19 protein-coding genes and 1 pseudogene are annotated in these 24,316 nt (G+C 64.5%); 16 read left to right on the top strand and 4 right to left on the bottom strand.

All coding sequences use genetic code 11. The annotated features are described in order from the left end of the window. Window positions 1-52: 52 nt before the first annotated feature. Window positions 53-3,031: an MMPL/RND family transporter gene (locus BST15_RS14650; protein WP_264002468.1), complete on the top strand. Its 2,979-nt coding sequence runs from the start codon at window positions 53-55 to the stop codon at window positions 3,029-3,031. Between the two features lie 9 nt (window positions 3,032-3,040). Here the strand turns inward: BST15_RS14650 and BST15_RS14645 are convergent, their stop codons facing one another. From BST15_RS14645 to BST15_RS14635, 3 genes are read right to left on the bottom strand one after another with little or no spacing between them, the layout of a single operon-like run. Next, window positions 3,041-4,144 carry a PE-PPE domain-containing protein gene (locus BST15_RS14645; protein ID WP_046188560.1) on the bottom strand — a complete coding sequence of 368 codons (1,104 nt, stop codon included), beginning with the start codon at window positions 4,142-4,144 and terminating at the stop codon, window positions 3,041-3,043. 52 nt (window positions 4,145-4,196) lie between these two features. Then, the gene (locus BST15_RS14640; RefSeq protein ID WP_046188561.1) at window positions 4,197-4,874 is read right to left on the bottom strand and encodes a GAP family protein; all 678 of its coding nucleotides are present in this window, start codon (window positions 4,872-4,874) and stop codon (window positions 4,197-4,199) included. Between the two features lie 31 nt (window positions 4,875-4,905). Beyond that, on the bottom strand, window positions 4,906-6,645 hold the full coding sequence (locus tag BST15_RS14635) for an AMP-binding protein (protein ID WP_046188583.1): 1,740 nt from the start codon (window positions 6,643-6,645) through the stop codon (window positions 4,906-4,908). 182 nt (window positions 6,646-6,827) lie between these two features. On the opposite strand from BST15_RS14635, the gene rpsF reads away from it, so the two are divergent. From rpsF to BST15_RS14580, 11 genes are all read left to right on the top strand, one after another. Continuing rightward, window positions 6,828-7,118 carry a 30S ribosomal protein S6 gene (rpsF, locus tag BST15_RS14630; protein WP_024442721.1) on the top strand — a complete coding sequence of 97 codons (291 nt, stop codon included), beginning with the start codon at window positions 6,828-6,830 and terminating at the stop codon, window positions 7,116-7,118. Window positions 7,119-7,195: 77 nt separating this feature from the next. Further along, complete coding sequence (locus tag BST15_RS14625; RefSeq protein WP_024442720.1) at window positions 7,196-7,714, top strand: single-stranded DNA-binding protein; 519 nt, start codon at window positions 7,196-7,198, stop codon at window positions 7,712-7,714. A 33-nt stretch (window positions 7,715-7,747) separates the two neighbouring features. Beyond that, window positions 7,748-8,002 (top strand): 30S ribosomal protein S18, encoded by a 255-nt coding sequence (rpsR, locus tag BST15_RS14620; RefSeq protein WP_024442719.1) that lies wholly within the window; start codon window positions 7,748-7,750, stop codon window positions 8,000-8,002. A gap of 33 nt (window positions 8,003-8,035) precedes the next feature. Beyond that, window positions 8,036-8,494 (top strand): 50S ribosomal protein L9, encoded by a 459-nt coding sequence (gene rplI, locus BST15_RS14615; RefSeq protein WP_024442718.1) that lies wholly within the window; start codon window positions 8,036-8,038, stop codon window positions 8,492-8,494. Window positions 8,495-8,978: 484 nt separating this feature from the next. After that, a complete protein-coding gene (dnaB, locus tag BST15_RS14610; protein ID WP_024442717.1) occupies window positions 8,979-10,355 on the top strand; it encodes a replicative DNA helicase in 1,377 nt (458 codons plus the stop codon). A 148-nt stretch (window positions 10,356-10,503) separates the two neighbouring features. Further along, window positions 10,504-10,851, top strand: a complete 348-nt coding sequence (locus BST15_RS14605) for a helix-turn-helix transcriptional regulator (protein ID WP_046188584.1) — start codon at window positions 10,504-10,506, stop codon at window positions 10,849-10,851. A gap of 833 nt (window positions 10,852-11,684) precedes the next feature. Then, the gene (locus tag BST15_RS14600) at window positions 11,685-12,392 is read left to right on the top strand and encodes a TnsA-like heteromeric transposase endonuclease subunit (protein ID WP_234708240.1); all 708 of its coding nucleotides are present in this window, start codon (window positions 11,685-11,687) and stop codon (window positions 12,390-12,392) included. Further along, window positions 12,389-14,530, top strand: coding sequence for a Mu transposase C-terminal domain-containing protein (locus BST15_RS14595; protein ID WP_046188562.1), 2,142 nt, complete (start codon window positions 12,389-12,391; stop codon window positions 14,528-14,530). Before BST15_RS14600 ends, BST15_RS14595 begins: the two co-directional genes overlap by 4 nt. Next, the gene (locus BST15_RS14590) at window positions 14,527-15,651 is read left to right on the top strand and encodes a TniB family NTP-binding protein (protein ID WP_046188563.1); all 1,125 of its coding nucleotides are present in this window, start codon (window positions 14,527-14,529) and stop codon (window positions 15,649-15,651) included. Before BST15_RS14595 ends, BST15_RS14590 begins: the two co-directional genes overlap by 4 nt. Then, complete coding sequence (locus tag BST15_RS14585; protein WP_046188564.1) at window positions 15,648-17,933, top strand: TniQ family protein; 2,286 nt, start codon at window positions 15,648-15,650, stop codon at window positions 17,931-17,933. Before BST15_RS14590 ends, BST15_RS14585 begins: the two co-directional genes overlap by 4 nt. A gap of 63 nt (window positions 17,934-17,996) precedes the next feature. After that, window positions 17,997-18,332: a helix-turn-helix domain-containing protein gene (locus tag BST15_RS14580; protein WP_046188565.1), complete on the top strand. Its 336-nt coding sequence runs from the start codon at window positions 17,997-17,999 to the stop codon at window positions 18,330-18,332. 223 nt (window positions 18,333-18,555) lie between these two features. On the opposite strand, the gene BST15_RS14575 is transcribed toward BST15_RS14580, so the two are convergent. Further along, window positions 18,556-18,885: an antitoxin Xre/MbcA/ParS toxin-binding domain-containing protein gene (locus BST15_RS14575; RefSeq protein ID WP_046188566.1), complete on the bottom strand. Its 330-nt coding sequence runs from the start codon at window positions 18,883-18,885 to the stop codon at window positions 18,556-18,558. A 255-nt stretch (window positions 18,886-19,140) separates the two neighbouring features. On the opposite strand from BST15_RS14575, the pseudogene BST15_RS14570 reads away from it, so the two are divergent. From BST15_RS14570 to BST15_RS14555, 4 genes and pseudogenes are all read left to right on the top strand, one after another. Next, window positions 19,141-20,109: pseudogene (locus tag BST15_RS14570) on the top strand (restriction endonuclease); the annotation flags it as partial. 158 nt (window positions 20,110-20,267) lie between these two features. Further along, on the top strand, window positions 20,268-21,413 hold the full coding sequence (locus BST15_RS14565; protein ID WP_234708241.1) for a tyrosine-type recombinase/integrase: 1,146 nt from the start codon (window positions 20,268-20,270) through the stop codon (window positions 21,411-21,413). After that, entirely contained in the window at window positions 21,410-23,743 is a 2,334-nt protein-coding gene (locus tag BST15_RS14560) for a tyrosine-type recombinase/integrase (protein WP_052751395.1), read from the top strand. The genes BST15_RS14565 and BST15_RS14560 overlap by 4 nt, the downstream gene beginning before the upstream one ends. After that, window positions 23,740-24,303 (top strand): DUF6262 family protein, encoded by a 564-nt coding sequence (locus tag BST15_RS14555; RefSeq protein ID WP_046188568.1) that lies wholly within the window; start codon window positions 23,740-23,742, stop codon window positions 24,301-24,303. The genes BST15_RS14560 and BST15_RS14555 overlap by 4 nt, the downstream gene beginning before the upstream one ends. Window positions 24,304-24,316 lie beyond the last annotated feature (13 nt).

Genomic DNA, 24,316 nt, shown 5'->3' with positions numbered 1-24,316 from the left:
ACTCGCCGCCGGCGGAGGTGAACCCATCTTCGGTCGGTTAGGCGAACTCGTGGTGCGGCGGCCCTGGCCGGTGATCGGCTTCTGGGCGCTGCTGGTGGTGCTGCTGCCCGTGTTCGCGCCGTCCCTGACCGAGATGGCGCAGCGCCATCCCGTGGCGGTCCTGCCCGCCGATGCCCCGTCGGTCCGGGCCTCAGCGCAGTCGGCCGCCGCCTTCGATGAAGAGGGCTCGGAAAATGTGCTGACCGTGCTGCTCAGCGACGAGCAGGGCTTGAACCGCGCCGATGAACAGGTCTACCGCACGCTGGTGGATCGGCTGCGCGAGGACACCGACGACGTGGTGATGCTGCAGGACTTTCGGGCCGCGCCGGCGCTGGAGGAAGTCCTCGTCAGCAGTGACGGCCAGGCGTGGATTCTGCCGGTCGGGCTCGCCGGGGATTTGGGTACGCCGGAGTCCTACGAGGCTTACCTGCGAGTCTCGGAGATCGTCAAGCAGACCGTTGCGGGATCAACCCTCACCGCTGACGTGACCGGCCCGGCGGCCACCGTTGCCGACCTGACGGAGGCCGGCGCGCGGGATCGGCTCGCCATCGAGTCGGCGATAGCGGTGCTACTGCTGATCATCCTGGCCGTCATCTACCGCAATCCGCTCACCATGGTGCTGCCCCTGATCACCATCGGCGTCGCGCTGCTCACCGCGCAGGCGGTAGTGGCGACGGTGTCGAAGACCACCGGCATGGCTGTCTCGAACCAGGCCATTGTGCTGCTCAGCGCGTTGATCGCCGGGGTGGGAACCGATTACGTCGTGTTCCTGGTCAGCCGGTATCACGACTACGTGCGGATGGGTTCGGGCAGCGCCGAAGACAGTCACCAAGCGGTGCGGCGCGCGCTGAGTTCGATCGGCAAGGTGATTGCCGCATCCGCGGCGACGGTGGCGGTGACTCTGCTGGGGATGGGTTTCGCCAAGCTCGGGGTGTTCGCCACCACCGGGCCGGTCCTGGCGATCGGGATCGCGGTGGCCTTCCTGGCCGCGGTCACCCTGCTGCCGGCGATCCTGGCGCTGGCCGGCCCGCGTGGCTGGGTGGCGCCGCGCCCCGAACGAGCGGCACGGCTCTGGCGGCGCACCGGGGTGCGGATCGTGCGCCGGCCCAAGACCTATTTGGTCAGCAGCCTGGCGCTGCTGCTGGCCCTGGGCAGTGGGGCGGCACTGATGCGGTTCAACTACGACGACCGCAAGCAACTGGCCGGTTCGGTGGACAGCTCCATCGGGTATGCGGCGTTGGAGCGGCACTTCCCGGTCAACCAGACGATCCCCGAATACCTTCTGGTGCAGTCGCCCAACGACTTACGCACTCCCTGGGCGCTGGCCGACATGGAGCAGATGGCGTACCGGATCAGCCAGATTCCCGGGGTCGCCGCGGTGCGCGGCGTCACCCGGCCCACGGGCGAATCACTGGAGGAGGCCCGAGCCACCTACCAGGCGGGTGAGGTCGGCGATCAGCTGGGCGATGCTGCCGGTCTGATCGCCTCGCGTGACGCGGACCTCGATCGGTTGTCCACCGGCGCCAGGAAGCTGGCCAACGGCCTCGGCGATCTGCACGCCCAGGTGAACCAGTCGGTGGGCAGCGTTCGCAGTCTGGTCGACGCCCTGGCCTATCTGCAGAATCAGTTCGGTGGATCCAAGACGCTCGGTGAGATAGACCAGGCGTCGAAGTTGGTCAACAGCATTCGCGCGCTCGGTGACGCGCTCCAGCTCAACTTCGCCGGTCTCGCGGCGAGCTTCGACTGGGTGGATCCGGTGACCGAGGCGCTCGATGTCAGCCCGACCTGTGATGCCAACCCTGTTTGCGGTACCGCACGCGCCGAGTTCCACAAGTTACAGAACGCCCGCGCCGCAGGCACTCTCGATGAGATCTCCAACCTGTTCCGGCAGCTGCAGTCGGCGCAGCCCTCGCAGACGGTGTCGTCGGCGGCCAGTGGCCTGAGTCGATCGTTGCAGTCGGCGGCGGCGTCGTTGCATGCGTTGGGATTCGACAATCCACGACGGATGCAGCGTCAGATCATCGACATGCAGAACGGCACCAATGATCTTGCGGTCGCCGGCCGGCAGGTCGCGGACGGGGTCAAGCTGCTGGTGGACCAGACCAAGGAATTGGGTTTCGGACTGGACGCCGCCTCCGCCTTTCTGATGGAGATGGGGCACGAGGCCTACACGCCCGCTATGGCGGGATTCAATGTGCCGCGGGAGGTGCTGGCCACCGAGGACTTCAAGAGCCTGGCCCACACGTTCGTCTCTCCGGATGGGCATTCGGTGCGCTACATCATTCAGACCGATGAAGATCCGTTCAGTACCCGAGCCATGGACCAGGTCAACGCCATCTTGGCCACCGCCCAAGCGGCGCAACCCAATACCACTCTGGCGGACGCGACCATATCCATCTCCGGGTATCCGGTCACGCTGCGCGACATCCGTGACTATTACGAACGGGACATGCGGCTCATCGTCGTCTTGACGACGCTGGTGGTGCTGCTGATCCTGACCGTCCTGCTACGGGCCGTCGTCGCCCCGATCTATCTGGTGGGTTCGGTGATTGTGTCCTACCTGTCGGCCATCGGCCTCGGTGTGTTCGTCTTCCAAGTCATATTGGGTCAGCAATTGCATTGGAGCGTGCCAGGATTGGCGTTCGTTGTGTTGGTGGCCGTGGGAGCCGACTACAACATGCTGCTGGCGTCACGACTGCGTGATGAGGCTCCGCTGGGCGTGCGCACCAGCGTCATCCGTACCGTCGGCTCAACGGGAGCGGTGATCACCGCAGCGGGACTGATATTCGCGTCCGCCATGTTCGGGCTGTTGTTCGCCAGCGTCGGGGCCGTCGTGCAGGGCGGGTTCGTGATCGGGGCAGGCATCCTGGTCGACACCTTCGTGGTCCGCAGCATCACCGTGCCCGCCGCCGCAGCGCTGCTCGGACGGGCCAATTGGTGGCCGGCGCGCCCGTGGCTGCCGCAGGCCCCGGAGTCGGGGAGCGACGCCTGACCTTGCCGGTCAGCCGGTGAAACCGAAGAAGCTGCGAACCTTGCCGACGGTGTCGTCGATGGCGCTGCTGGTCTCGGGGCCCAGTACCTGCACCACATCCATGCCCGCCGGCGACACCGAAATGGGCCGGGTGGCCGGGTCGTCGTTGCGGGAGTAGCCGGCGTCGACCTGGGGCTGCAGGAATGCGTCGAGCTGATCGACCACGTCGTCGGGCATGCCCAAGAAGCGCAGCGGCATGGTCAACGGCAGGTGGTTGATCGGAATCAGGTACGACGTCGTCGTGGCGCCCCGGGAATTGACCGTGGAGCGGATGTTCTGCGCCGGAACGTCGGCGGGTGTGGTGAATGCCGAGGGCGTGTGCACGATCGCCGAGCCGAGCAGGGCGTTGGCGACCGACCACAGGTTGTCGGGGCGGTCGGGGAAGTCGGCCATGCCGTCGTAGGCGGCGACGATCCGGTTGGAGTCGTACTGGCTGTCGACCTCCGGGGGCATGACGTAGTCCTCCAGGGGCAGCCGGCTGCCCGGGGCGAAGAGCCCGGAAAGAAAGCTCTTTCCGAAAGCGTGCTTACCCATGGGGGAGCCGATCGTGGTGAACTGCAACATCTCTGGGGGCGGCGCGGTGGGGTCCGTGGCGAGCCGGGCCTGCTCCTTGTCGAGCGCCATGGTGCCCTGCGACAATCCGATCGCGACGGCCGGCTCGGTTCCGCGACGGATCACCGCGTCCAGGTTGTCGGCAGCGGCGTCCACCGCGGCGGCCACGGTGACGTCGTCGTTCTTGGCGTCGGGCGCGAACACGGTGGGGACCCACCGGAACATCGCCCCCGCCGGGTAGTCGATGATCTCGCGCTTGCGGTTGGGGAAGTAGCCCGCGCCGGCACGCCGGGTGTAGTCGGCCCACGGAATGCCCGGTGGCCGGGCGCCGCCGACCGCGTAGACGACCTCCGCGGCGGCCGCCTCGCCCACCGGCGGCGGTGTGGGCGCAGGCGCAGGCGCAGGCGCAACCCAGGGGGTGTCGAGCGGGTGCTGCGGGGCCGCGGTAGCGGTACTGGCGCTCAACCCACTGGCCGACCCGGCCAGCCATACCGCAAGAGCTCCGGCGACCAGTCGTTTCATCGCTAACCCCTTCAACCGTGCAGGCCCGCTGTCGGACCCACTGTTCACCATCTCACAAACCCAGAAACCCGGCAGTGCACAAGACGCCGCCCACGGTGGCCAGCAGGGCTGCTACCTGCCCTGGTCGACGCTGCCGAACCCAGTTGTTCAGCGCGGCCATCACCGCATGGGTGGCCTCGGGAACCACCAGATAGGCCAGCAGCGGAATCTCCACCAGCGCGAACGCCACCACGTTGAACGTCAGCAGTGCGGCGACCTGTGTGCCGGTGGGGGCGCCGGAGGCGACGATGACCGCCAGCGCCGCCAGATAGTCCAGCGACGGCAGCGCGATACCCAGCCCGGCCGTGCCGGCCACCCACAACGAGCGGCCCCGCAACAGCCGCTGCGCCCGCGCGGACATCCTGGCCGGCACCGATGCCGACTCGGCAGGGCGCGTGCCGTCTCGCCGGGCGGTGATGACCCGGATCGCCAGCACGGCGGCCGTCAGCAGCGCCAGTGCGCCGATAGCCACCTGGACCCTGGGCAGGGTCAGGCCCGAGGCCTCGGTCACCGTGGGCGGCAGGAATAACAGCACCACCAGGCCGCCGGTTGTGCCCATGAGGAAGCCGCCGCACAGGAAGGCCATCAGCTGCAGCGCCGGTCTGGGCCGATTCAGCATCAGCAGTGTCAGGCCGATGCGAACCGGCTCGACGCTGGTTGCGGCGGCCATCACCAGCAGGGCTAACCACATACCGAGTTTGTGGGGCGTTGCCGCGGCCCGCTCATCCGTCCATGCGGGTGAACTGGCGCGTCTGGTACTGCTCGACGCACGCAGCGCGGCGCACCTTGCCGCTGGTGGTGATGGGAATCGATCCCGGGCCCACCAGCACCACGTCGGCGACGGTCACTCCGTGGTGCTGCGCGATGGCCGCTTGCACATCGTTCTTGAGTGCCGAGAGCCGCTGCGCGGTGTCTTCCGCGGATTCCGGGCGAGCCCGAACCTCGATGATGGTGACCAGGGTTTCGTCCTCGTCGACGGGAACCGAGATCGCCGCGACGCGGCCACCGCTGATCTCCTGCAGGGTGGCTTCGATGTCCTCGGGGTAGTGGTTGCGGCCCCGGATGATCAGCAGGTCCTTCATCCGGCCCACGATGAACAGCTCACCTTCGGAGATGAACCCGAGGTCGCCGGTGCGCAGCCAGGGACCACTCGGGGTGCCCTCGGATGCCCGGACCAGCTTCGCCTCGAACACCTCCTGGGTCTGTTCAGGCTTGTTCCAGTAGCCGGCGGAGACGTTGGCCCCGGCGGTCCAGATCTCGCCGACGGTGCCCGCCGAGCATTCGGCGCAGGTGTCGGGGTCCACGATCCGCACCACCGGCGATTTCGGAACGCCGTAGTTGAGCAGGGGAGTGCCCTCTTCGGCCGGGCAGCGCTGCGCGCTGCCGCGGGTCAGCTTCTCCGACTCGAAGTAGACCGTCTGCGGGGGGCATTCCACATCGAGGGTGGCGACGTAGAGCGTTGCCTCGGCTAGCCCGTAGGCCGGGTGCAGTGCGCGGGCCCGGAAGTTGTGGGGACCGAAGCGGTTCATGAAGCGATCCAGCGTGGCGGGGTGGACGCGCTCGCTGCCGCTGACAATGCCGAGCACGTCGCCCAGGTCGCGGCCGGCGAGGTCTTCGTCGGTGGTCTTGCGGACCGCGAGTTCGAAGGCGAAGTTCGGCGCCGCCGAGAACGCCCGGCGGTGGTCGGCCATCGCCTGGATCCAGCGGGCCGGGCGCTGCAGAAATGCCACGGGGCTGGTCAGCTCGCAGCGGTAGCCGCCGAGGACGGGTGCGATGACGCCCAGGATCAGGCCCAGGTCGTGGTAGAAGGGCAGCCACGACACGATGGTGGTGTCGGGCGGTGCCACCCCGTTGAATTCGGGGAAGTAGCCCGCCATGAACTGCCGGAAGTTCACCTGAAGGTTGCGGTGCGACACCATGACGCCGGCGGGAAGCCGGGTTGAGCCGGAGGTGTACTGCAGATACGCGACCCCGCCTGAGTCGACGGGCTGCTCGCCTATGCTGACGCTGGCGTCCAGGTCCAGTGCATCGACCTCCACGACGGTGGCGGTGGCGTCGGCCCCGGATTCGCGGACGTATTCGGCGACCAGGCCTGCGGCCGCGGTCGTGGTCAGAACCACCGAGGGCGTGGTGTCGGTGAGCACGGCGCTGACCCGCTCGTCATGGGCGCCGGGGTGGGGCACCGGCAACGGCACCGCGATGAATCCGGCCTGCATGGCTCCCAGGAAACCCGCAATGTAGGCGAGGCCCTGCGGGGCAAGGATCACCGCCCGGTCCCCGGCGGAGCCGTGCTGCTTGAGTTCCTTGGCGACGTTCAGCGCGCGGCGATACATCTGTGACCAGGACAGCGTCTCGGCGACGCCGTCCCAGTCCTGCTCGTAGTCGGTGTACGTGAAGGCGGGTTCGTCGGGGGAGAGGAACGCCCGTTCGCGCAACAAAGTTAATAGGGAAACATCTGACATGGCGGTGAGGCTACCGCCATAATGCGACATTCGCCGGGTGAGCGTCACACGGTGGCCTCGACCCGCGATTTCGTGGCGGCCTGCCTGGTCCGGTAACCTGGCCCGGTTGCCGACGCAGGCGACCCTCCTGCCGTGGACATCTCCACGGCCGCACTACGACCATAGGAGGTGATGAGGTTCCCATGCGTCCATACGAAATCATGGTCATCCTTGACCCCACTCTCGACGAGCGCACCGTTGCCCCGTCCCTGGAGACGTTCCTGAACGTCATCCGTAAAGACGGCGGTTCGGTGGACAAGGTCGACATCTGGGGCAAGCGCCGCCTGGCTTACGAGATCGCCAAGCATGCCGAGGGCATCTACGCGGTCATCGACGTCAAGGCCGAGCCGGCCACCGTGTCCGAGCTCGACCGTCAGCTCAGCCTGAACGAGTCGGTGCTTCGTACCAAGGTGATGCGCACCGACAAGTCGTAGGCGACTGTCGCAGCCGTTGCGTAGGCTCATGCTGCGAATGCAGCATCAAGCGCTGACACCGATCCTAGGAGGGCCCCGTGGCTGTAGGTGACACCACGATCACCGTCGTTGGAAACCTGACCGCGGACCCGGATCTGCGGTTCACCCCCTCGGGGGCGGCGGTCGCCAACTTCACGGTGGCGTCCACCCCGCGGGTCTTTGACCGGCAGAGCAATGAGTGGAAGGACGGCGACGCGCTGTTCCTTCGGTGCAACATCTGGCGTGAGGCCGCCGAGAACGTGGCCGAGAGCCTCACCCGCGGATCGCGGGTGATCGTCACCGGGCGGCTGCGGCAGCGGTCCTTCGAGACCCGCGAGGGCGAGAAGCGCACCGTCTACGAGGTCGAGGTCGACGAGGTCGGCCCCTCGTTGCGGTACGCCACCGCCAAGATCAACAAGGTCAGCCGCGGTGGCGGCGGAGGCGGCTTCGGCGGGGGCGGCGGCATGTCAGCCCCGTCCGGCCCGTCGGGCGCGTCCGGCCCGGCCGCGGAAGACCCGTGGGGCAGTGCTCCGGCGTCCGGCTCCTTCGGTGGCGCCGACGACGAGCCGCCCTTTTAGACAAACGAACCACAGCACGAAAGAGATAGGTAGATGGCCAAATCCAACAAGCGGCGTCCGGCTCCTGAAAAGCCGATCAAGGCTCGCAAGTGCGCATTCTGCTCGAACAAGAAGCAGGTGATCGACTACAAGGACACCTCGCTGCTGCGCACCTACATCAGTGAGCGGGGCAAGATCCGCGCCCGTCGTGTGACCGGCAACTGCGTTCAGCACCAGCGCGACGTCGCGCTCGCGGTGAAGAACGCCCGCGAGGTCGCGTTGCTGCCCTTCACCTCGTCGGCGCGCTAGCCGACCACTCAATCTTGGAGAAAGTACGAAACGATGAAGCTCATTTTGACCGCTGAGGTGGACCACCTCGGAGCGGCCGGAGACACCGTCGAGGTCAAGGACGGATACGGCCGCAACTTCCTGCTCCCGCGGGGGCTGGCCATCGTCGCCACGCGCGGCGCGCAGAAGCAGGCCGACGACATCCGTCGGGCCCGCGAGACCAAGCAGGTGCGCGACCTGGACCACGCCAAGGAGCTCAAGGAAGCTTTGCAGGCGCTGGGCACGGTCACCTTGCCGGTGAAGACCTCCGGCGACTCGGGCAAGCTGTTCGGCTCGGTCACCGCGGCTGACGTGGTCGCCGCCATCAAGAAGGCCGGCGGGCCGAACCTCGACCGGCGGATCGTCCGGCTGCCCAAGGCCCACATCAAGGCCGTCGGCAGCCACCCGGTGTCGGTGCACCTGCACCCCGACGTGAACGTCGACGTCACCCTCGACGTCGCCGCGGCAAACTAGCACATACCGCAGCAGCCCCGGCAGCGCCCTGATCGGCGCCGCCGGGGCTTTGCTGTGTTCGGACGAGGTTCCATCAGGTTAGCGCTGGCTAACTTTTAGGCCCGTGTGCATGGGTGGGGTCGTTTACTTTGATGTGGAATCGCGTCTACCTGTCTGCAAGGCAACACGCCCAAGACGGCAACCAATGACGACACGCCGAAGAGATTGTGCTCCACAATCAAAACACCCCTTGCTACCGCTTCTACCTGCGGGGATAACGCGGGTTAGAAGGGCAATCCACAAGTCATCCCCACCGATCCAAACAATTGCGGGAAAGGTGTGCACACTTAATCCACACCTTTGTGAACAAGCCCGTTTTGTACGGCCGCCAGCAACGCCTACCGTCAACGCGGCACGGCAGGGCGGGATTGTCGGTGTCCGCTGTTAGGTTGCGGCAGCAACGTCGAAAAGACGTTCGAGTGTGCCGGTGGAGAAGGTGGGGCGCATGGCGGTAGTCGACGACCGTGGTCATTCTGAGCTTGAGGAGCCGCCACGCGAGGACGTGGGCCGCCAGCCACCCCAGGATCTCGCCGCAGAGCAGTCGGTGCTCGGGGGCATGCTGCTGAGCAAGGACGCCATCGCCGACGTGCTGGAGCGGCTGCGGCCGGCTGACTTCTACCGCCCGGTGCACCAGAACATCTACGACGCGATCCTGGACCTCTACGGGCGCGGAGAGCCGGCCGACGCGGTGACTGTGGCGGCCGAGCTGGACCGCCGCGGCCTGCTGCGCCGGGTGGGCGGCGCCCCATACCTGCACACGCTGATCTCCACGGTGCCGACCGCGGCCAACGCCGGCTACTACGCCACGATCGTCGCGGAGAAGGCGATCCTGCGCCGGCTGGTAGAGGCCGGCACTCGAGTAGTGCAGTACGGATACGCCGGTGCTGAGGGCGCCGATGTCGCCGAGATCGTCGACCGGGCCCAGGCCGAGATCTATGAGGTGGCCGAACGGCGCAGCTCCGAGGACTTCGTACCGCTGGAAGACCTGCTGCAGCCGACCATGGACGAGATCGACGCGATCGCCTCGCACGGCGGTATCGCGCGCGGTGTGCCGACCGGCTTCACCGACCTCGACGAGGTGACCAACGGGCTGCACCCGGGACAGATGATCATCATTGCGGCGCGGCCCGGTATGGGGAAGTCCACACTGGCACTTGACTTCATGCGGTCGTGCTCGATCAAGAACCGGATGGCCAGCGTCATCTTTTCGCTGGAAATGAGCAAGTCCGAGATCGTCATGCGACTGCTCTCCGCTGAAGCCAAGATCAAACTCGGCGACATGCGCTCGGGACGGATGACAGACGACGACTGGACCCGGCTGGCGCGGCGGATGAGTGAGATCAGCGAGGCCCCGCTCTACATCGACGATTCGCCGAACCTGACCATGATGGAGATCCGCGCCAAAGCCCGCCGGCTCAAGCAGAAGGCCGACCTGCGACTGGTGGCGGTCGACTACATGCAGCTGATGACCTCCGGCAAGAAGGTCGAGTCGCGCCAGCAGGAGGTCTCGGAATTCTCCCGGAATCTCAAGCTGCTGGCCAAGGAGCTCGAAGTGCCGGTGATCGCGCTGAGCCAGCTCAACCGTGGGCCCGAGCAGCGCACAGACAAGAAGCCCATGCTGGCAGACCTCCGCGAAAGTGGAAGTTTGGAGCAAGACGCGGATATGGTTATACTTTTGCATCGCCCGGATGCTTTTGAACGGGACGACCCGCGGGGCGGCGAGGCGGACCTGATCTTGGCCAAGCACCGTAACGGTCCGACCAAAACGGTGACCGTAGCGCACCAGCTGCACTTGTCGCGGTTTACGAACATGGCGCACTGAGAAGCTACCAATGTTGTAGGGTCTCACGCTCCGTGTCATATTCTCAGCGGTGGTGTCACCTCCGTGTCACCTGTCTCAACTCGTGTCATGCGGGTAGGGGTATCGAGAAAACGCGATAGCCGATTAGCTCTCGTGGAGTATGGCGACAATGGGGCCCGCGCGCATTGGTCATATCGAGCGGTTTGCGGGAAATCTGTTGAAGGCGGCCCGGAGTCAGATCGGTGTACCGCAGCGTCAGCTCGCCGAACTGGCTGGCGTGCCGCAGTCGACGGTCGCCCGTATCGAATCAGGGGCTCGGCAGCCGTCACTGCCTGTGCCGGCGCTCATCCTGGCTGCGGTCGACCTCGAAGTCAGGATCAACCTGGCTCCCTACGAGGGTCACGATGACGTACTTGATGCTACTGACGCACGTCTGACGCCGGACCAGTTGGCTCGGCGGCGCGCTGATCAAGGAGCCTTTGCGGTTGCTCTCCGGGACGAGGTCGACGACCTATGAAGCGGGGAGGAACACCTCGACGAGCTGTCCGTTGACATCCCCGTACGGCAGCCGCCTCGGCTCGACTCATATTGTGATGAACGTCACAATCCGTGGAGTCACTGTTGGGGGTTGCACAACTCTGCGGATCGCGGCGGGAGTGTCCAGGGCTTTTGCCGCAAATTAAACAGCGGCGTGACGGTCTGCGTGTTCACGAATTGTGTCAGGCTGATTGACGGCGCCTGTTGTTATACAGCAGAACGACGAGACTTTCTGTCCTGCAGGGTGTTTGATACCGGTATAGCACCGGCGAAACGCCGGCAGCCCACCGAATTCGGGAATAGCAAATAGCGGAAGGGAGTCCTCATGGATCGCCCAGAGCTTGGAGTTCGGGACAGAATGCGTGTGGAGTTCCGGCTTCCGCGCGCTTCCGCTGAGGCTGCCTATCAGTGCGCTCGTGAGTGGAACGTGTCGTTGTCAGAAGCTGGGGCCAGGCTCATCGACCTGGGATACGAACGAATCGCCAGATCGGCGACCATCTCCGAAATCGTCAGGGCGCCAATGTATGGCGAACCCTTGGCGGATAGTCAAGCCGAAGCGAGCGGAGGACCGACGAGACCGGACTGACCAGTTGTTGTCGCACTGACAACGCATTAGAAATGCCGAAGGCCGGGCGGGCACCCGGCCTTCGGTAGCGGTACACGTACCACCATTCACCTCAATCCCCATGCGAAGGGACTTTCATGAGTTCAACTTATCCGACCGCGCTTGTCAAGACGGGGTCGCCTGTGTCGGCCCGTCGGGCGGGCGCACACACGCCTGAGCTGGCTATCCAGGTTGATCGACGCGCCGCCGTGATCTCGTTTCGTACGACCACAGGCGATCAGATCCAGACCGCTGATTGGGCGGATGCCGCTGCGGTGCTCTCGGCACCGTTGGCCCCGTGGCGGACCTTCCGGTGGTGGTATGGCCAGCAGCACTACTCAGGAACCTACTGGGCGAAGACTCAGAACGACCATGTCATCTACGAGTCCCGCCTGGAACTGGCACGGCTGCTCTACGCCGATTTCGAACCGGCGGTCACCTCCATTGCGGCCCAACCATTTCTGATCGAAGCCGATGTCGACGGCAAACGGCGCCGACACATCCCTGACTTTCTACTCAGTACCCGAAACGGCCCGATTGTCGTCGACGTCAAGCCGCGTCATCGCGTCGGCGTTCCCAAAGTCGCTTACACCCTGGCCTGGACGCGCCACCTCATCGAGGACCGGGGATGGGACTACGAGGTGTGGAGCGAACCACCACCTGTTGAGCTGAACAACATTCGGTTCCTGGCCGGCTACCGCGATGAGCGACGGATCAATAGGGACGTCCTGGACGCCGTGAGCCGCCTCGACGTCGAGGGCCTCACTATTGAGCAGGCGATAACAGCCCATGCCGGCCTGCCTGTTCCACTGGTGCGGTCCGCTCTGTGTCATCTGTTGTGGTGCGGGGCCATCGCCACCGACCTGGATGCACCTCTGCAATCGACTGCTGTCCTACGCAAAGGACCGAACTCATGATGGGCCGCCTCCGCATCGGCCCGGGCAGCCGACTGAGCTTTTATGGCGAGCTGATCGAGATCGTGGAAATCCGCACAGGATTCGTTGGTAACAGCGCAATCGTCAAAACGGTTGGTACCGAGCAGATTCGCCGCATTGCCTTGAGCACACTTCTGGCCTACCGCCACGACGAGCCCAACGACGAGCCCAACGAATCCGGGTCGTCGGACTGCCTGGAGGATGTGGCCGCCACGATCCTGGCGGTGATCAGTGAGTCGGAACGCGTCCGGATCCGGGACTGCGCTGCCCATATCCGCGAGGTCCTCACCGGATACCGCTCTGGCAGCGCAGAAGCGAGCGAAAAGGGCGAGCCCCGGCCGGAGTACGACCCCGCCCTGCCCCAGACAGACAGGTACAAGGCGAAGGCAGCCGAGCTCGGCGTCAAACTGCGCACCATTCAGCGGATGGTGGCCGCCTTCCGGCAGCACGGGGAGGCAGGGCTTGTCCAAAGCAAACAGGTGCGGGTTCGCAATCTACCCAGGGTTGACGACCGGTGGCGCGAGGCCGCCATCGAGGTCATGGTGGAACATGTCGATCAATCCCGGCCCTCGCAGACTGCGGTTATCAAGCATGCTAACGCCCGTGTCATTGCCCGCTACGGTCCCGATGTCGTACCAATCCCGAGTCGCGCCAGCGCATTTCGCGTCTTAACTGTCCTCGAGGCCAAGTACGCGACCTTTCGGCTCAGCACCAAACGAAACCGGGATATTGCTGAGCGTAATCCGGGAACCTATGGGAAATTGCGACCGACCCGGCCAGGTGAATACCTGCTGATGGATACCACCAGGCTCGATGTCTTCGCGATGGATCCCCTCACGCTGCGGTGGACCCAAGTGGAGCTCACCGTGGGCATGGATTGGTACACCCGCTGCATCACCGGCCTGCGCCTGACACCGGTGTCGACGAAGTCGGTGGACGCCGCGATGGTGCTATACCAGTGCTACCGGCCGCCGGACGCGCCCGCCAGCTGGCCGAAAGAAGCGACCTGGCCCGAACACGGCATCCCTCGATCGGTGCTGCTTGACGTCGATGCGATCGACCGTGACGGCACTCGCGCCGCTTGGCCGGCGATCGTTCCCGAAAGCCTGATTGTCGACCACGGCAAAATCTACGTCTCCGAGCACCTGACGAGTGTGTGCCAGCGCATGCAGATCTCGATCCAACCCGCACGATTGCGTATGGGGCGTGACAAGGGTCCCGTCGAACGGTTCTTCCTCACTATTAGACAAGACCTGCTCCAGTACCTCCCCGGCTATAAAGGCCCGGATATCCATTCCCGCGGCCTGGCCCCGGAACATGAGGCGCACTTCTACATCGATGAACTCGAGGCGATCATCCGAGAGTGGATTGCGGTGGTGTACCACCGACGACCTCACGACGGACTGGTCGAGCCAGGACTTCCAGGATTGGACCTGTCCCCGGCGACCATGTTCGAGCACGGTCTTGCCCGCGCCGGCTACATCGAGGCCCCGCAAGACCCCGATCTTGCCTACGAATTCCTCGCAGTCGAGAAGCGCACCATCCAGCATTACGGCGTCGAGGTCGGTGGCCGCCGGTACAACGGGCCATCCTTGGACCCGTACCGCGGCCAGCGCAGCCCCTACCCCGGTGGGCGATGGCCAGTCCACCGCCATCCCGACGACATCAGCTGCGTCCACTTCCGCGACCCGAGCGATCAAAAGTGGCACACCCTGATGTGGGAGCACGCACCAGCGCTCACAGCGCCCTTTGGCGACGATGCCCTCGCCTTCGCCCGCAGCCTGGCACGCAAGAAATACACCTACCCCAATGACGAGCTCGCGATGGAGCTCCTACTGGAACGGTGGAACCTCGGACTGGGCAAAGCCCCGACCGAACGACGCCTGGCCTTGCGCCAATCCCGCGAAGACGAATTGCTCTGTGCCACGACAGGCAGCACGCAGCAATTGGTGCAGGCGCTGTCATCCGTGCAACAGGCACTGCCGGATCAGACCCCTGTGGAGGATGCGGACGGCACCGGCCGCCCCCCAGTTGAACCGCCGTCCGAGGACGACTGCGGAGACGACGACAGCAGCGATGACCCTGACGACTTCTACGCCACCGCATGGGAGGACGCATGACCGCCTCGGTGCAGCCGCCGCCACACCCGGCGAACCTGGACAATCTCACGCTGGCGCGCAACGAAGGATTCTTCGCTTTCGCCGAGGCCCCGGTGCTGACCCGTCCCGAACCGCTGACCCGGGCAGGGATCAAGGCACTCGGCGAGGCCGCGCTGATCGACTACAACGCCCAACGACGCACCTGGCACGCCAACCTCGGACCCTTGCGGACACCGCAACTCGCCGAGCTGCACGAACAACTCTGGGACATCGTCGACAGCAACCATCAAACCGGCGACAAACCCAAAAGCGCTGTCGCCATTGACGGATACCCCGGACTGGGGAAGACCACCGCAGCCCTAGCCTTCGCCCGCGACTTCCACCGCCGCGAAATCACCGAACGCGGATCGGCAACGCCAGGAGGGCACCGGCGAATCCCCGTCTGTCGGGTGGGCTTGACCGGCAACACCGGCATGGTCGATTTCAACCGAGCCATGCTCGACTACTTCGGCCACCCCGGCACCCATCGCGGGACCGCCGCGCAGTTGGCCCACCGAGCCCTGGACTGCGTACTGGCCTGCCAAACCCGCCTGTTGATGATCGACGACCTGCACTTCCTGCGCTGGCGCAACACCCAAGGTGTGGAAATCAGCAACCACTTCAAATACATCGCCAACGAATTCCCGGTCACCATCATCTATATCGGCGTTGGGCTGACCAAGCACGGGCTGTTCTCGGAGGGGTCGTCCTACCAGGATGCGATCATCGCCCAAACAGGCAGGCGTACAACAAAGCTCGGGATGGACGCATTCACCATCAAGACCAAGGCAGAGCGCAAACGATGGCGTGATCTCCTGTTGACCCTGGAGCGCCGGATTGTCCTGGCCGACAGTCACCCGGGCATGCTGGCCGATGAGCTCTCCGACTACCTGTATGCCCGATCCACCGGGCATATCGGATCACTGATCACGCTGGTCAACCGGGGCTGCCAACGCGCCGTGCGGACCGGATCCGAACGGCTTACCCGAGACCTACTCGACCGGGTGAAAAACGACGAAGCCTCAGAGAAGGCCCGCCAGGAACTGCAGTCTGCACTGCAAGCCGGCAAGCTCACCACGCGAGTCAGCGTGCGAGCGTCATGACCGACATCCGACGCATCCCCATCAATGTCGATCCGATTGCCGGCGAAGCACTCGACTCCTGGCTGGAAGCACTCGGGCACCGCACCCACACCAGCTGGGGCGATCTCCGCGTAGCGGTCCACCTGACCGAGCCAGCGCTTCACTCGGTGCCCCGCTGGATGATCAGACTGACCCCGAATCAGCAGACCGCCCTGCATGCGGCCACCGCGGTGAACTCGACAGTCCTGTCGGCAATGACGTTGTCGCACTACGACGGCCGAGCGGCAGCGGTGATAAAGACTCCTACCCGCTTGGACACCACCTTCCCTTGGGGGCCGCGGCCCGGCTCGCGCTACTGCCCGCATTGCCTGGCCGAGTCCGGTGGCCGCTGGAAGCTGGCCTGGAGACTTGGATGGACCTTTACCTGCCTCGAACACAGGTGTTTGCTCGCCGACGCCTGCCCTGCCTGCGGTGTCCGCCCCCGAATCCGGCAGTTAGCCGCTGACGGCATCCCACGACCGGGACACTGCGCAGCACCGGCGGACAATCGCACAACCCGGGCCGAACGGTGCGGAGCGGATCTGAGCACCGCTGAAGTCCTCACCTTCGACAACGACGAGCATCGCGTCCTGCGTGCCCAACGCCGAATCAACGACATCATCACCGCAGATGTCGTCACCAGCGGTGTCTATGCCCACGATCCGCAACAACCAGCCAAGGTGCTCGCCGACATACGGGCAATCGCCGTCAAAGCGCTCACTTATGCCAGCCCACCGGAACTCGAACCGATCATCGGCAAGGATCTGCTCACCGCCTACCAGCTGGACCATCCACAACTGCCGACCGCACGGGCGGCGAGTCCCAGGAAGTCACTCGTTGTACAGGCGCCGACGGCTGCGAGCGTAACCGTCGCGGGCGCCCTCACCGCACTACAGGCTCTCGACCAACGAGATGTACAAACCGCAGGCGACTCACTGCGGTGGCTGATCACCGCGATCCGCTCACGCGGCGCCCACTCGTCCACTACGCGCCTGGCGTGGACGGGAGGCATCGCTGGCGCTGCCCAACTTGCAGCACTAGGCCCGAGCCTCAAACCCAGCGAACAACTCCGATTCCGCACCACCAGCAACTGGCCGGCTTTCCCGACCCGAACATTGGGTTGCATCACCGAGGTTGACAAGCTCCCCACCTCACTCTGGCAGAACGTCGCCCTACGGTTGACCGTCCCCGGGAGTCATCTGCGTCAGCTGCGACCGGCGCTCTCGGCCGCAGTATTGCTCATCGACACAAAGACGAAACTGTCGCCGCTGGCCCGCAGCATAAGCAGCCCACTCGACGACCATGGGGTCTCGCGCGCTCTGCAGCTCCTCAACCAACACGCCAACTGGATCGATATCAGCAAGGCCCTGCTGTCCCTGGTTGAACACCTCGCCCAATCAACGGTCCCGATCAACTACTCACGCCGCCGCCGTCTTGACTACCGCGAGTTGCTGCCCGACGACACCTGGCTGCGCATCTGCCGCGAAACCGGCGCCACCAGCCGCGGGCCGGCCCGCGCCCAGGTGGCCCGAGCCTATTTGCAAGAACGCATCTCCAGCATGCCGGTCGGTAGCGAGAACATCAGCCCCGCTCTACGGACCAAAATCGCCGACTTCCCCTACTACCTCACCGCCGAGCTCAGCTACGCGCTCGATCACGTCGCACTGGAATTCCTTGCCGAGCAGGGGGTCCGGGACGAACCAGTACATTTCGAGCCAGACACAGACTTCCTGGAGGGCCTACGTCTGCCGGGCCAGAATCCCGACCACGTCGATCTCGACGCTCTGCACCGCGGCATCCAGCAGGGGCTGTTCCTCGGCCACGCCGCCGAAGATGCCGGCACAGACCTCGACACCGCCCGCTACCTCCTCACCTGCCACCCAACCCCATCGGCCGCCACCGACCTCAACGCCTACCGCCGCGCCAAAGAGGCCTACCCACGCGAGGCCTTCATCGAGCAGTACGCACTCTGCGGGTTGAGCCTTGCCGAGATCGCCGACCAGGCTGGTGTCAGCCGACAGACCATCGCGCGCCTGGCCGCCGACTACCAGATCGAGACACGCAAACCCGGCCGAGCAACCAAGCACACCGTTGACCCCGACTGGCTCTACACCCAATACGTCACCCATCAACGCCCGCTACCCGACCTCGCCCGCGAACGCGGCGTCAGCACGACAACGATGGCTCGATGGGCGAAAACCCATGGTGTACCCCTACGGACACGGGGAGGAGCGGCCAGGAATAAGGCCAAGATCGCCACCTGACTCGGCGCCATTGGCTGCACCGAATGCCGCGTCCTACGCTGCGAGCAGGACAGGAGTAAATCGATGAGCAGCTATACCGACCGTCGCGCGCAGGTTCTGGCTGATCTCACCCCCGAGGATCGGGCCGTTTTCGATGAGGCCTACGCGACCGCCAGCGTGGTAATCGAGTTGGCCGAAACCGCCTACCGTGCACGCGAAGCCGCCGGACTAACTCAAGTCGAACTGGCCCGCAAGATGGGCGTCACCCAGTCAGCGATTACCGCCATCGAATCCGGCGTCCGTACCCCTACGTTCGAGCTGCTCGAACGACTTGCTCGTGCCTGCGGCCAACGACTCACGATCACGATCGACGCGGCCTCAGCGCGGTATCCGGGGACTGCCCCCGGCCAGGTTGACTAGACGAGCCCGCCGCCTCACGGACCGCTTACCGCCAAGTGCATTCGGAAGTCCGTCACCCGTGAACGCCCACTACCGGATCTCGCCCGCGAACGCGGCGTCAGCACCACCACCATGGCCCGATGGGCGAAAACCTACGGAGTACCGTTGCGACCGCGCGGAGGCGCCAGGAATAGCGCACAGGTCGCCACATGACGCCGATGACGCAGGCAAAACGCCACGGGCCTCAGGCGAAACTCCCGGCCCGCTCATTGGCAATCGCATCGAGCACTTCGCGGGTCCGCCGCCGTCGGATGAGATCCGCAGGCCGACGGTCACCAAGGTTGGGGTTCAGCCCGACGAGCCAGCGCTGAGCGTTCTCGATCGAATGCAGCTGCAACAGGTGGGCCATAACGACTTCGAGAAGGTCCACCCGCTCCGCGTTGACCCCATCGATTGCATCGCCGTCCTGCCACCGCGCGACCTGTGCGGCGTCCACCCCAAGTAGCTCCGCGAGACGCCGCGAGCCGAAGTCACGGCTGAGCGCGGTCACCTTCTGCTCCGTGGGTACCGGCATAACCCAACGCTAGCCCGCGTCGTCATTGCGGGCGACCTGGTAGGCATCGCAGGGTACGGCAACCACAGTCGCTCCGTCGCTCGGCAACGACAGCTACCCGCTGGCCCTGTCACCCCCACCGCGGATACTCCACGCCATGCCGACTGGTTCCCCAGGCCGAGGGTCTTGCCGCCGATCCGACGTGATCGAGCAAGGTGGCCTCGGGCGATTGCCTAAGGTCTGTAGACGCAACTATCGACAGCTGAAGGCGCAGGCATGGGTTCCATTCACGAGGTGATCGAGGCGTTCCGCAAGGCGCCGTCGAACTCCGAGCGTGGCACGAAGTTCGAGCAGCTGATGGTGCGCTACTTCGAGTTGGACCCGATGCTGGCCCAGCAGTACGACGCGGTATGGCGCTGGGTCGACTGGCCCGGCCGCGCAGGCAAAGCCGACACCGGGATCGACCTGGTGGCCCGCGAACGCGACACCGGCGATTACACGGCGATTCAGTGCAAGTTCTACGAGCCCACCCACACCCTGGCCAAGGGTGATATCGACTCATTTTTCACCGCATCGGGCAAGACCGCGTTCACCAACCGGGTGATCATCTCCACCACCGACCGGTGGGGCAAGAACGCCGAGGCCGCCTTGGATGATCAGACCAAACCGGTGCAGCGCATCGGGATGGCCGAGATCGCCGAATCGCCGATCGACTGGGACATCGCCTGGCCCGCCGGTGACCTGCACGTTGACCTATCGCCGGCGCTGAAACACCAGCCGCGACCGCATCAGGAACAGGCCATCGACGCGGTGTTCCGCGGGTTCGCCGCCGGCAACGAGCGCGGCAAGTTGATCATGGCCTGCGGCACCGGCAAGACCTTCACCGCACTCAAGATCGCTGAACGCACCGCCACCGACAATGGCGGCGCGGCGCGCATCCTCTTCCTGGTTCCGTCGATCTCCCTGCTGAGCCAGACGCTGCGAGCTTGGACTGCTCAAACCGAGCTGGACTTGCGGGCCTTCGCGGTCTGCTCGGACACCAAGGTCTCGCGCACCGTCGAGGACTACAACGTCCACGACGTACCCATCCCGGTCACCACCGATCCACAGCGCCTTGCCGATGAGATGGCGCACCGCAAGCGTGCCAAGGGTCTGACGGTGGTGTTCTCCACCTACCAGTCCCTGTCGGTGGTGGCGGAGGCGCAGAAGCTCGGGGTCGATGAGTTCGACCTGGTGATCTGCGACTTTTCCTCTCACCCTGACGCTGTGCGACACGTACGGGAACACGCTCAAATGCGGCTGTGTCGTACAGCTCGCCGGTACTGTTCACGACACCTGGAATGGGTGACCGGACAACGACTCGGTTGGGGGTGCGGGTGCACTCGGGAACGCTGGACTACTTCGTGCAAGCCGCGAACCATAAGGACCAGTCCCAGAGCTTCTCGATATTCGACGTCAGCACCGCCAAGATCCACACCCGCAGTGACCGCTGGCTGAGGACCTTCTCCGAGGGAACCCAGCGCACCTACGCCTACCACCTTGTCGATCACCTGCGATGGCTGAAAGCAGTCAACGCGTCCGAGGAATCAGTGGGTGTTGATGAACTGCGTCGATACATGGCGCTGTGCGGTGCCGAGCAGGCTGGGCCTTTGGGGACTCCGTGGCTGGATGCACCACTCAGTGCGTCTGCACTGCAAGTCCGCGCGGCGGTCCTCAAGGGCTACTACCTCGATGTCACGTCGCGCGAGGCGATCAATGAGGAGTTGAAGACGCAGCTCACCGCGACCAGGCTACCCACCCGCGCCCTGAAGGATAGGCAGTTCCTTGCCCACGTATCCGCCCGGGACGCGCCGGTCAATCCGCTTGCGCCGCAGTCGCCTCCGCGACGTCATCCTCGCCTCATGCCCGACGGGGTAACGGCTGCGCTGATGGATTGTGTCAACACTGCCCGTGATCGCATGATCGTGACGTGGCTGAATGACTCCGGCGTCCGAGTCGGAGAACTCTGTGGGTTACAGCATGCTGATCTGCACTTGCGGGCTAACCATGAATGCGGCGAGGAGCGGCTCGCTCATTTTCACGTCATCAAGCGTTCGAACCCGAATCGGGCGCGGGCCAAACGCGGTCGGCCGGCCCGCCTGGAAGATGGTGTCGTGCGCGGCGGCAGCGTCCGCTACGCAAGTCCGGCCATGATCGAGACGTACTTGGAATACCTGACCGACGAATACTTTCAAGTGCGCGGATTAGCGACGAGCAATCTCGTACTTGTGCAGTTGCAGAACCAGATTGGCACGCCGCTGTCGACCCACGGGGTGCGGCAGATGTTGGCGCGGGCCGGAAGACGGGCAGGGGCGGGGAAGGTGCGCCCGCACTCGTTCCGCCACACGTGGGCGACAGCTTTGACCGAGGCCAGCGGCATACCCGCACTCACCGCGAAGGCGGGTGGTTGGTCCAGCGCGAAGACCGTGGAGGAAACCTACCTCCACCTCGCAGCCAGTGATCTCGTCAGCAAGTCCTTGGAGCGCGTCTGGAGCCGGAACGACTTATGAGCGACAGTAGCAACCTCGCATACGACGACCCAGGGCCCGTTGCGCCGGCGACCGTGCGGTTGCTGCGCGTCTCGACGGTCGACGCTTTCATGAAACTTTCGCCGTTGCAGCGGTTCGAAGAGCTCATTGCGGCAGATCATTTCGACGCATACTTGCGCGCGGAACCTATCAAGTTCGACGGGCGCCATCCGAACTACGGGTATCTGTGCGATATCCCGGGCTGCGAACGGTCGGCGGCAGGCGGTAGAGACTTCTGCATGAGACACCTCGACGAGCTACTCGCCGCCGAGAAAAACGGGATACCAGAAACGGATTGGCGAGAACACGCCATCCCGTTGAAGCCCCCCGCTCACATCAACATGTCGCGCACCGGCACCGTTTCCCTAGCTGGTTTACCGTCACTTGCCGCGGCCGAAATCCGATATGCGCTCTACGCTAACGCGACGTCACCACGGCCAATCAGGTGGAGTCCGAAATGGTTGAGGTCGCTGATTGCTGGCCTCGAAGAAAAAGGTGTCGTGTCGATCATGGAAATCGACACCGCCAGACGAGCGCCTGGACAGGGCAAGATGAACCGTCTGAAACGTTGGCCGAAGTACACCGGAGTCTGCGACATGATGATCGCGGTCATGCAAGGCTTGTGCTCACCGGTGCACGTCACCCGAGTGGAAAGCCGCGAGTTGGGCTACATCGACCCGCTACATTGGGGTTTTCGTCTCAGCGATCGTCGATCGCCGTTCGACCTCAGGGCCGTGACGCAGGATTGGCTGCGCACGCTCACCTGGGATTTGATCGCGACGATCTTCGACTCCCCAGATCGCCCTCGAACGGCCGGACCTGTGGAGCAGCTCAGGCGCTGCTCGGTCACCCTCAGCGCCTTTCTGGAATGGTCGATCCCGGATGGCGGCGCAGACCCCGCCCAGCTCACCGAGGACATCAGTCGGGCCTTTGTTGCCGATCAAACTCGCCGCGCGCAGAACGGGGAGCCCCAACTCGGCCTCTTCCGCAAAGATGGCCAGCCAAGTACTGCAACAGAACTCAGCAAGTCTCTAACATTCAACGGGCTCAGGCGACTCATGCGCTTCGCGCTGGAGAGCGGTGTCGCGGACACCATCGGTTTGCCTAGGGATTTCATGTGCGCCTTTCCCGAAGGGAAGACGCAGTACTCAAAACGCCCCAGGCCGTTGAGTGATGACGCCTTCGAACACCTTATCTCGCCAGCGAACATGAGACTTCTTGCCGCCAAAGACCCCAATAACCTTGGCATTGAGGACATCTGGTTCATTCAGATCCGGGTAGGGCGAAGGATCGGCGAAGTGGTCAACCTCCGCTACGACTGCGTGAGCGAGCACCTGGGCCGCAAATACGCATGGTTCGACATGACGAAGGTGAACCAGCTCGACTACGGCGTCCTGATACCCGACGATGTGTTCCGGGTAATCCGAGAACGCCAGAAGAAAACTGCGGAGAGATATCGGCTCAAACACGGGGTCGTTCCCACCGGGAAGACGATGCAGAAGATCGCGCTGTTCCCCAGCACCATGCGGAACCCACACTTTTTGAACGCGATAGCTATGGCGACCTTCCACGAACGCTTCAAGCGATGGCTTGAAGAGATCGAGCTACCTGGGCACGTAAGCCACCAGGCCCGACACACCCTCGCAACTCGCCTCGTTGAGGCCGGCGCACCCATGGTCGTTGTGAAGCAGATCCTCGGCCACGTCTCCGAACGGATGTCGGAGCACTACACGCTCATCTCGTCGTCCAAGATCGAACCCTACTTGCAGCAAATCTGGGTGAAGGGACCCGGCAGCAGCAAACCAGGCGAACTCGTGCGGACGCCGGATTCGTCGAACCAATCCGCCATTCACTCCAAACTGATTGACATAGCCGCACTTCCGACCGAGGGCGGCCTCTGCACCTTCAAACCAGTCGTCGGCGGTGCCGAATGCCCTCGGGGACGACGCTGTACGGAATGCGAAGACTTCGTCCTGACCGGTGCGGACTACGCCTACTGGAAACGCCAGGAGGAACGGTGGGCAACCTACGCGGAGAACGCACCCGATGACTCCTCACGCACCTATGTTTACAGCCTCTTCCGAAGCTCGTCGCTGGCCATCGCCGGCCTGGAGAGGGCGCTCTCGACCTTAGGCCTGATGGAGCAGGCCAAGAACGTCGACTTGCGCAACCCGTACCAGGACTTCTTCGACCCGATCTGGAACCACGGCTGGCGGGCATCAGACCTCATCGACCTCACCGAACGGTCCACCGTGACCGACCACGATACCGACGTCGCGCCGATCGAAGAAGATGGCGAAGGGGCTGCATGACGAAATCAGGACCACCCCTTGCGGCGATCGACGCTCGCAAGAAGGACTCCCAGGCGAAGCTGGCCAGCGTCGAACGAGCCCTCAAGCGCCTCCTCAAACAGAAGGTGACTGAGGTCGACAAGTCTCATCTCGCTGCACTGGCAGGCTGTTCACGAACCTTCCTGTACCAGAACAAGGATGCCCGGAAACTGATCGCGCAAGCAGAGGCCCGAATCAAGGCATCGCCACTGAAAGACGCGCCTACATCTGATGCGGTCGACGAAGCCAATTGGCGCGAGCGGGCGTTGTTCGCCGAGCAGCAACTGCGCACCATCCGGGAGAAGAACAGCTCGCTATCGCGAACGGTGGCGGACCTGCTCGGACAGCTCCGCGACCCCGATGGGACATGGGTCGAAGACGACCGGGAACAGCTGCGACAGCAGAACGAAGCGTTGCGTGCTGTTCTGGCCGAAGAACGCCTCGCTCGTTCTGAAGCGGAGCGACGGCTCGAAGCGTCTCGGTCGAATGTCCGAAATCTGCGCCAGAGAGAAGCCGACAAGCTCCTCACCGGCGTCAAATAGAACCCGTCCCGTA

Origin of the sequence: Mycolicibacter arupensis (genome assembly GCF_002086515.1) — a bacterium.
Taxonomy (GTDB): Bacteria; Actinomycetota; Actinomycetes; order Mycobacteriales; family Mycobacteriaceae; genus Mycobacterium; species Mycobacterium arupense.
Note: the sequence above shows the minus strand (reverse complement) of the source record. Positions and strands in the feature narration are given on the sequence as shown.

Coding starts and splice junctions, on each gene's coding strand:
- BST15_RS14590 (WP_046188563.1), top strand. CDS start 14,527: ATGACCGCCTCGGTGCAGCCGCCGCCACACCCGGCGAACCTGGACAAT.
- BST15_RS14580 (WP_046188565.1), top strand. CDS start 17,997: ATGAGCAGCTATACCGACCGTCGCGCGCAGGTTCTGGCTGATCTCACC.
- BST15_RS14605 (WP_046188584.1), top strand. CDS start 10,504: ATGGGGCCCGCGCGCATTGGTCATATCGAGCGGTTTGCGGGAAATCTG.
- BST15_RS14560 (WP_052751395.1), top strand. CDS start 21,410: ATGAGCGACAGTAGCAACCTCGCATACGACGACCCAGGGCCCGTTGCG.
- BST15_RS14635 (WP_046188583.1), bottom strand. CDS start 6,645: ATGTCAGATGTTTCCCTATTAACTTTGTTGCGCGAACGGGCGTTCCTC.
- BST15_RS14555 (WP_046188568.1), top strand. CDS start 23,740: ATGACGAAATCAGGACCACCCCTTGCGGCGATCGACGCTCGCAAGAAG.
- BST15_RS14585 (WP_046188564.1), top strand. CDS start 15,648: ATGACCGACATCCGACGCATCCCCATCAATGTCGATCCGATTGCCGGC.
- rplI (WP_024442718.1), top strand. CDS start 8,036: ATGAAGCTCATTTTGACCGCTGAGGTGGACCACCTCGGAGCGGCCGGA.
- BST15_RS14575 (WP_046188566.1), bottom strand. CDS start 18,885: ATGCCGGTACCCACGGAGCAGAAGGTGACCGCGCTCAGCCGTGACTTC.
- BST15_RS14645 (WP_046188560.1), bottom strand. CDS start 4,144: ATGAAACGACTGGTCGCCGGAGCTCTTGCGGTATGGCTGGCCGGGTCG.
- BST15_RS14595 (WP_046188562.1), top strand. CDS start 12,389: ATGATGGGCCGCCTCCGCATCGGCCCGGGCAGCCGACTGAGCTTTTAT.
- rpsR (WP_024442719.1), top strand. CDS start 7,748: ATGGCCAAATCCAACAAGCGGCGTCCGGCTCCTGAAAAGCCGATCAAG.
- BST15_RS14640 (WP_046188561.1), bottom strand. CDS start 4,874: ATGTGGTTAGCCCTGCTGGTGATGGCCGCCGCAACCAGCGTCGAGCCG.
- rpsF (WP_024442721.1), top strand. CDS start 6,828: ATGCGTCCATACGAAATCATGGTCATCCTTGACCCCACTCTCGACGAG.
- dnaB (WP_024442717.1), top strand. CDS start 8,979: ATGGCGGTAGTCGACGACCGTGGTCATTCTGAGCTTGAGGAGCCGCCA.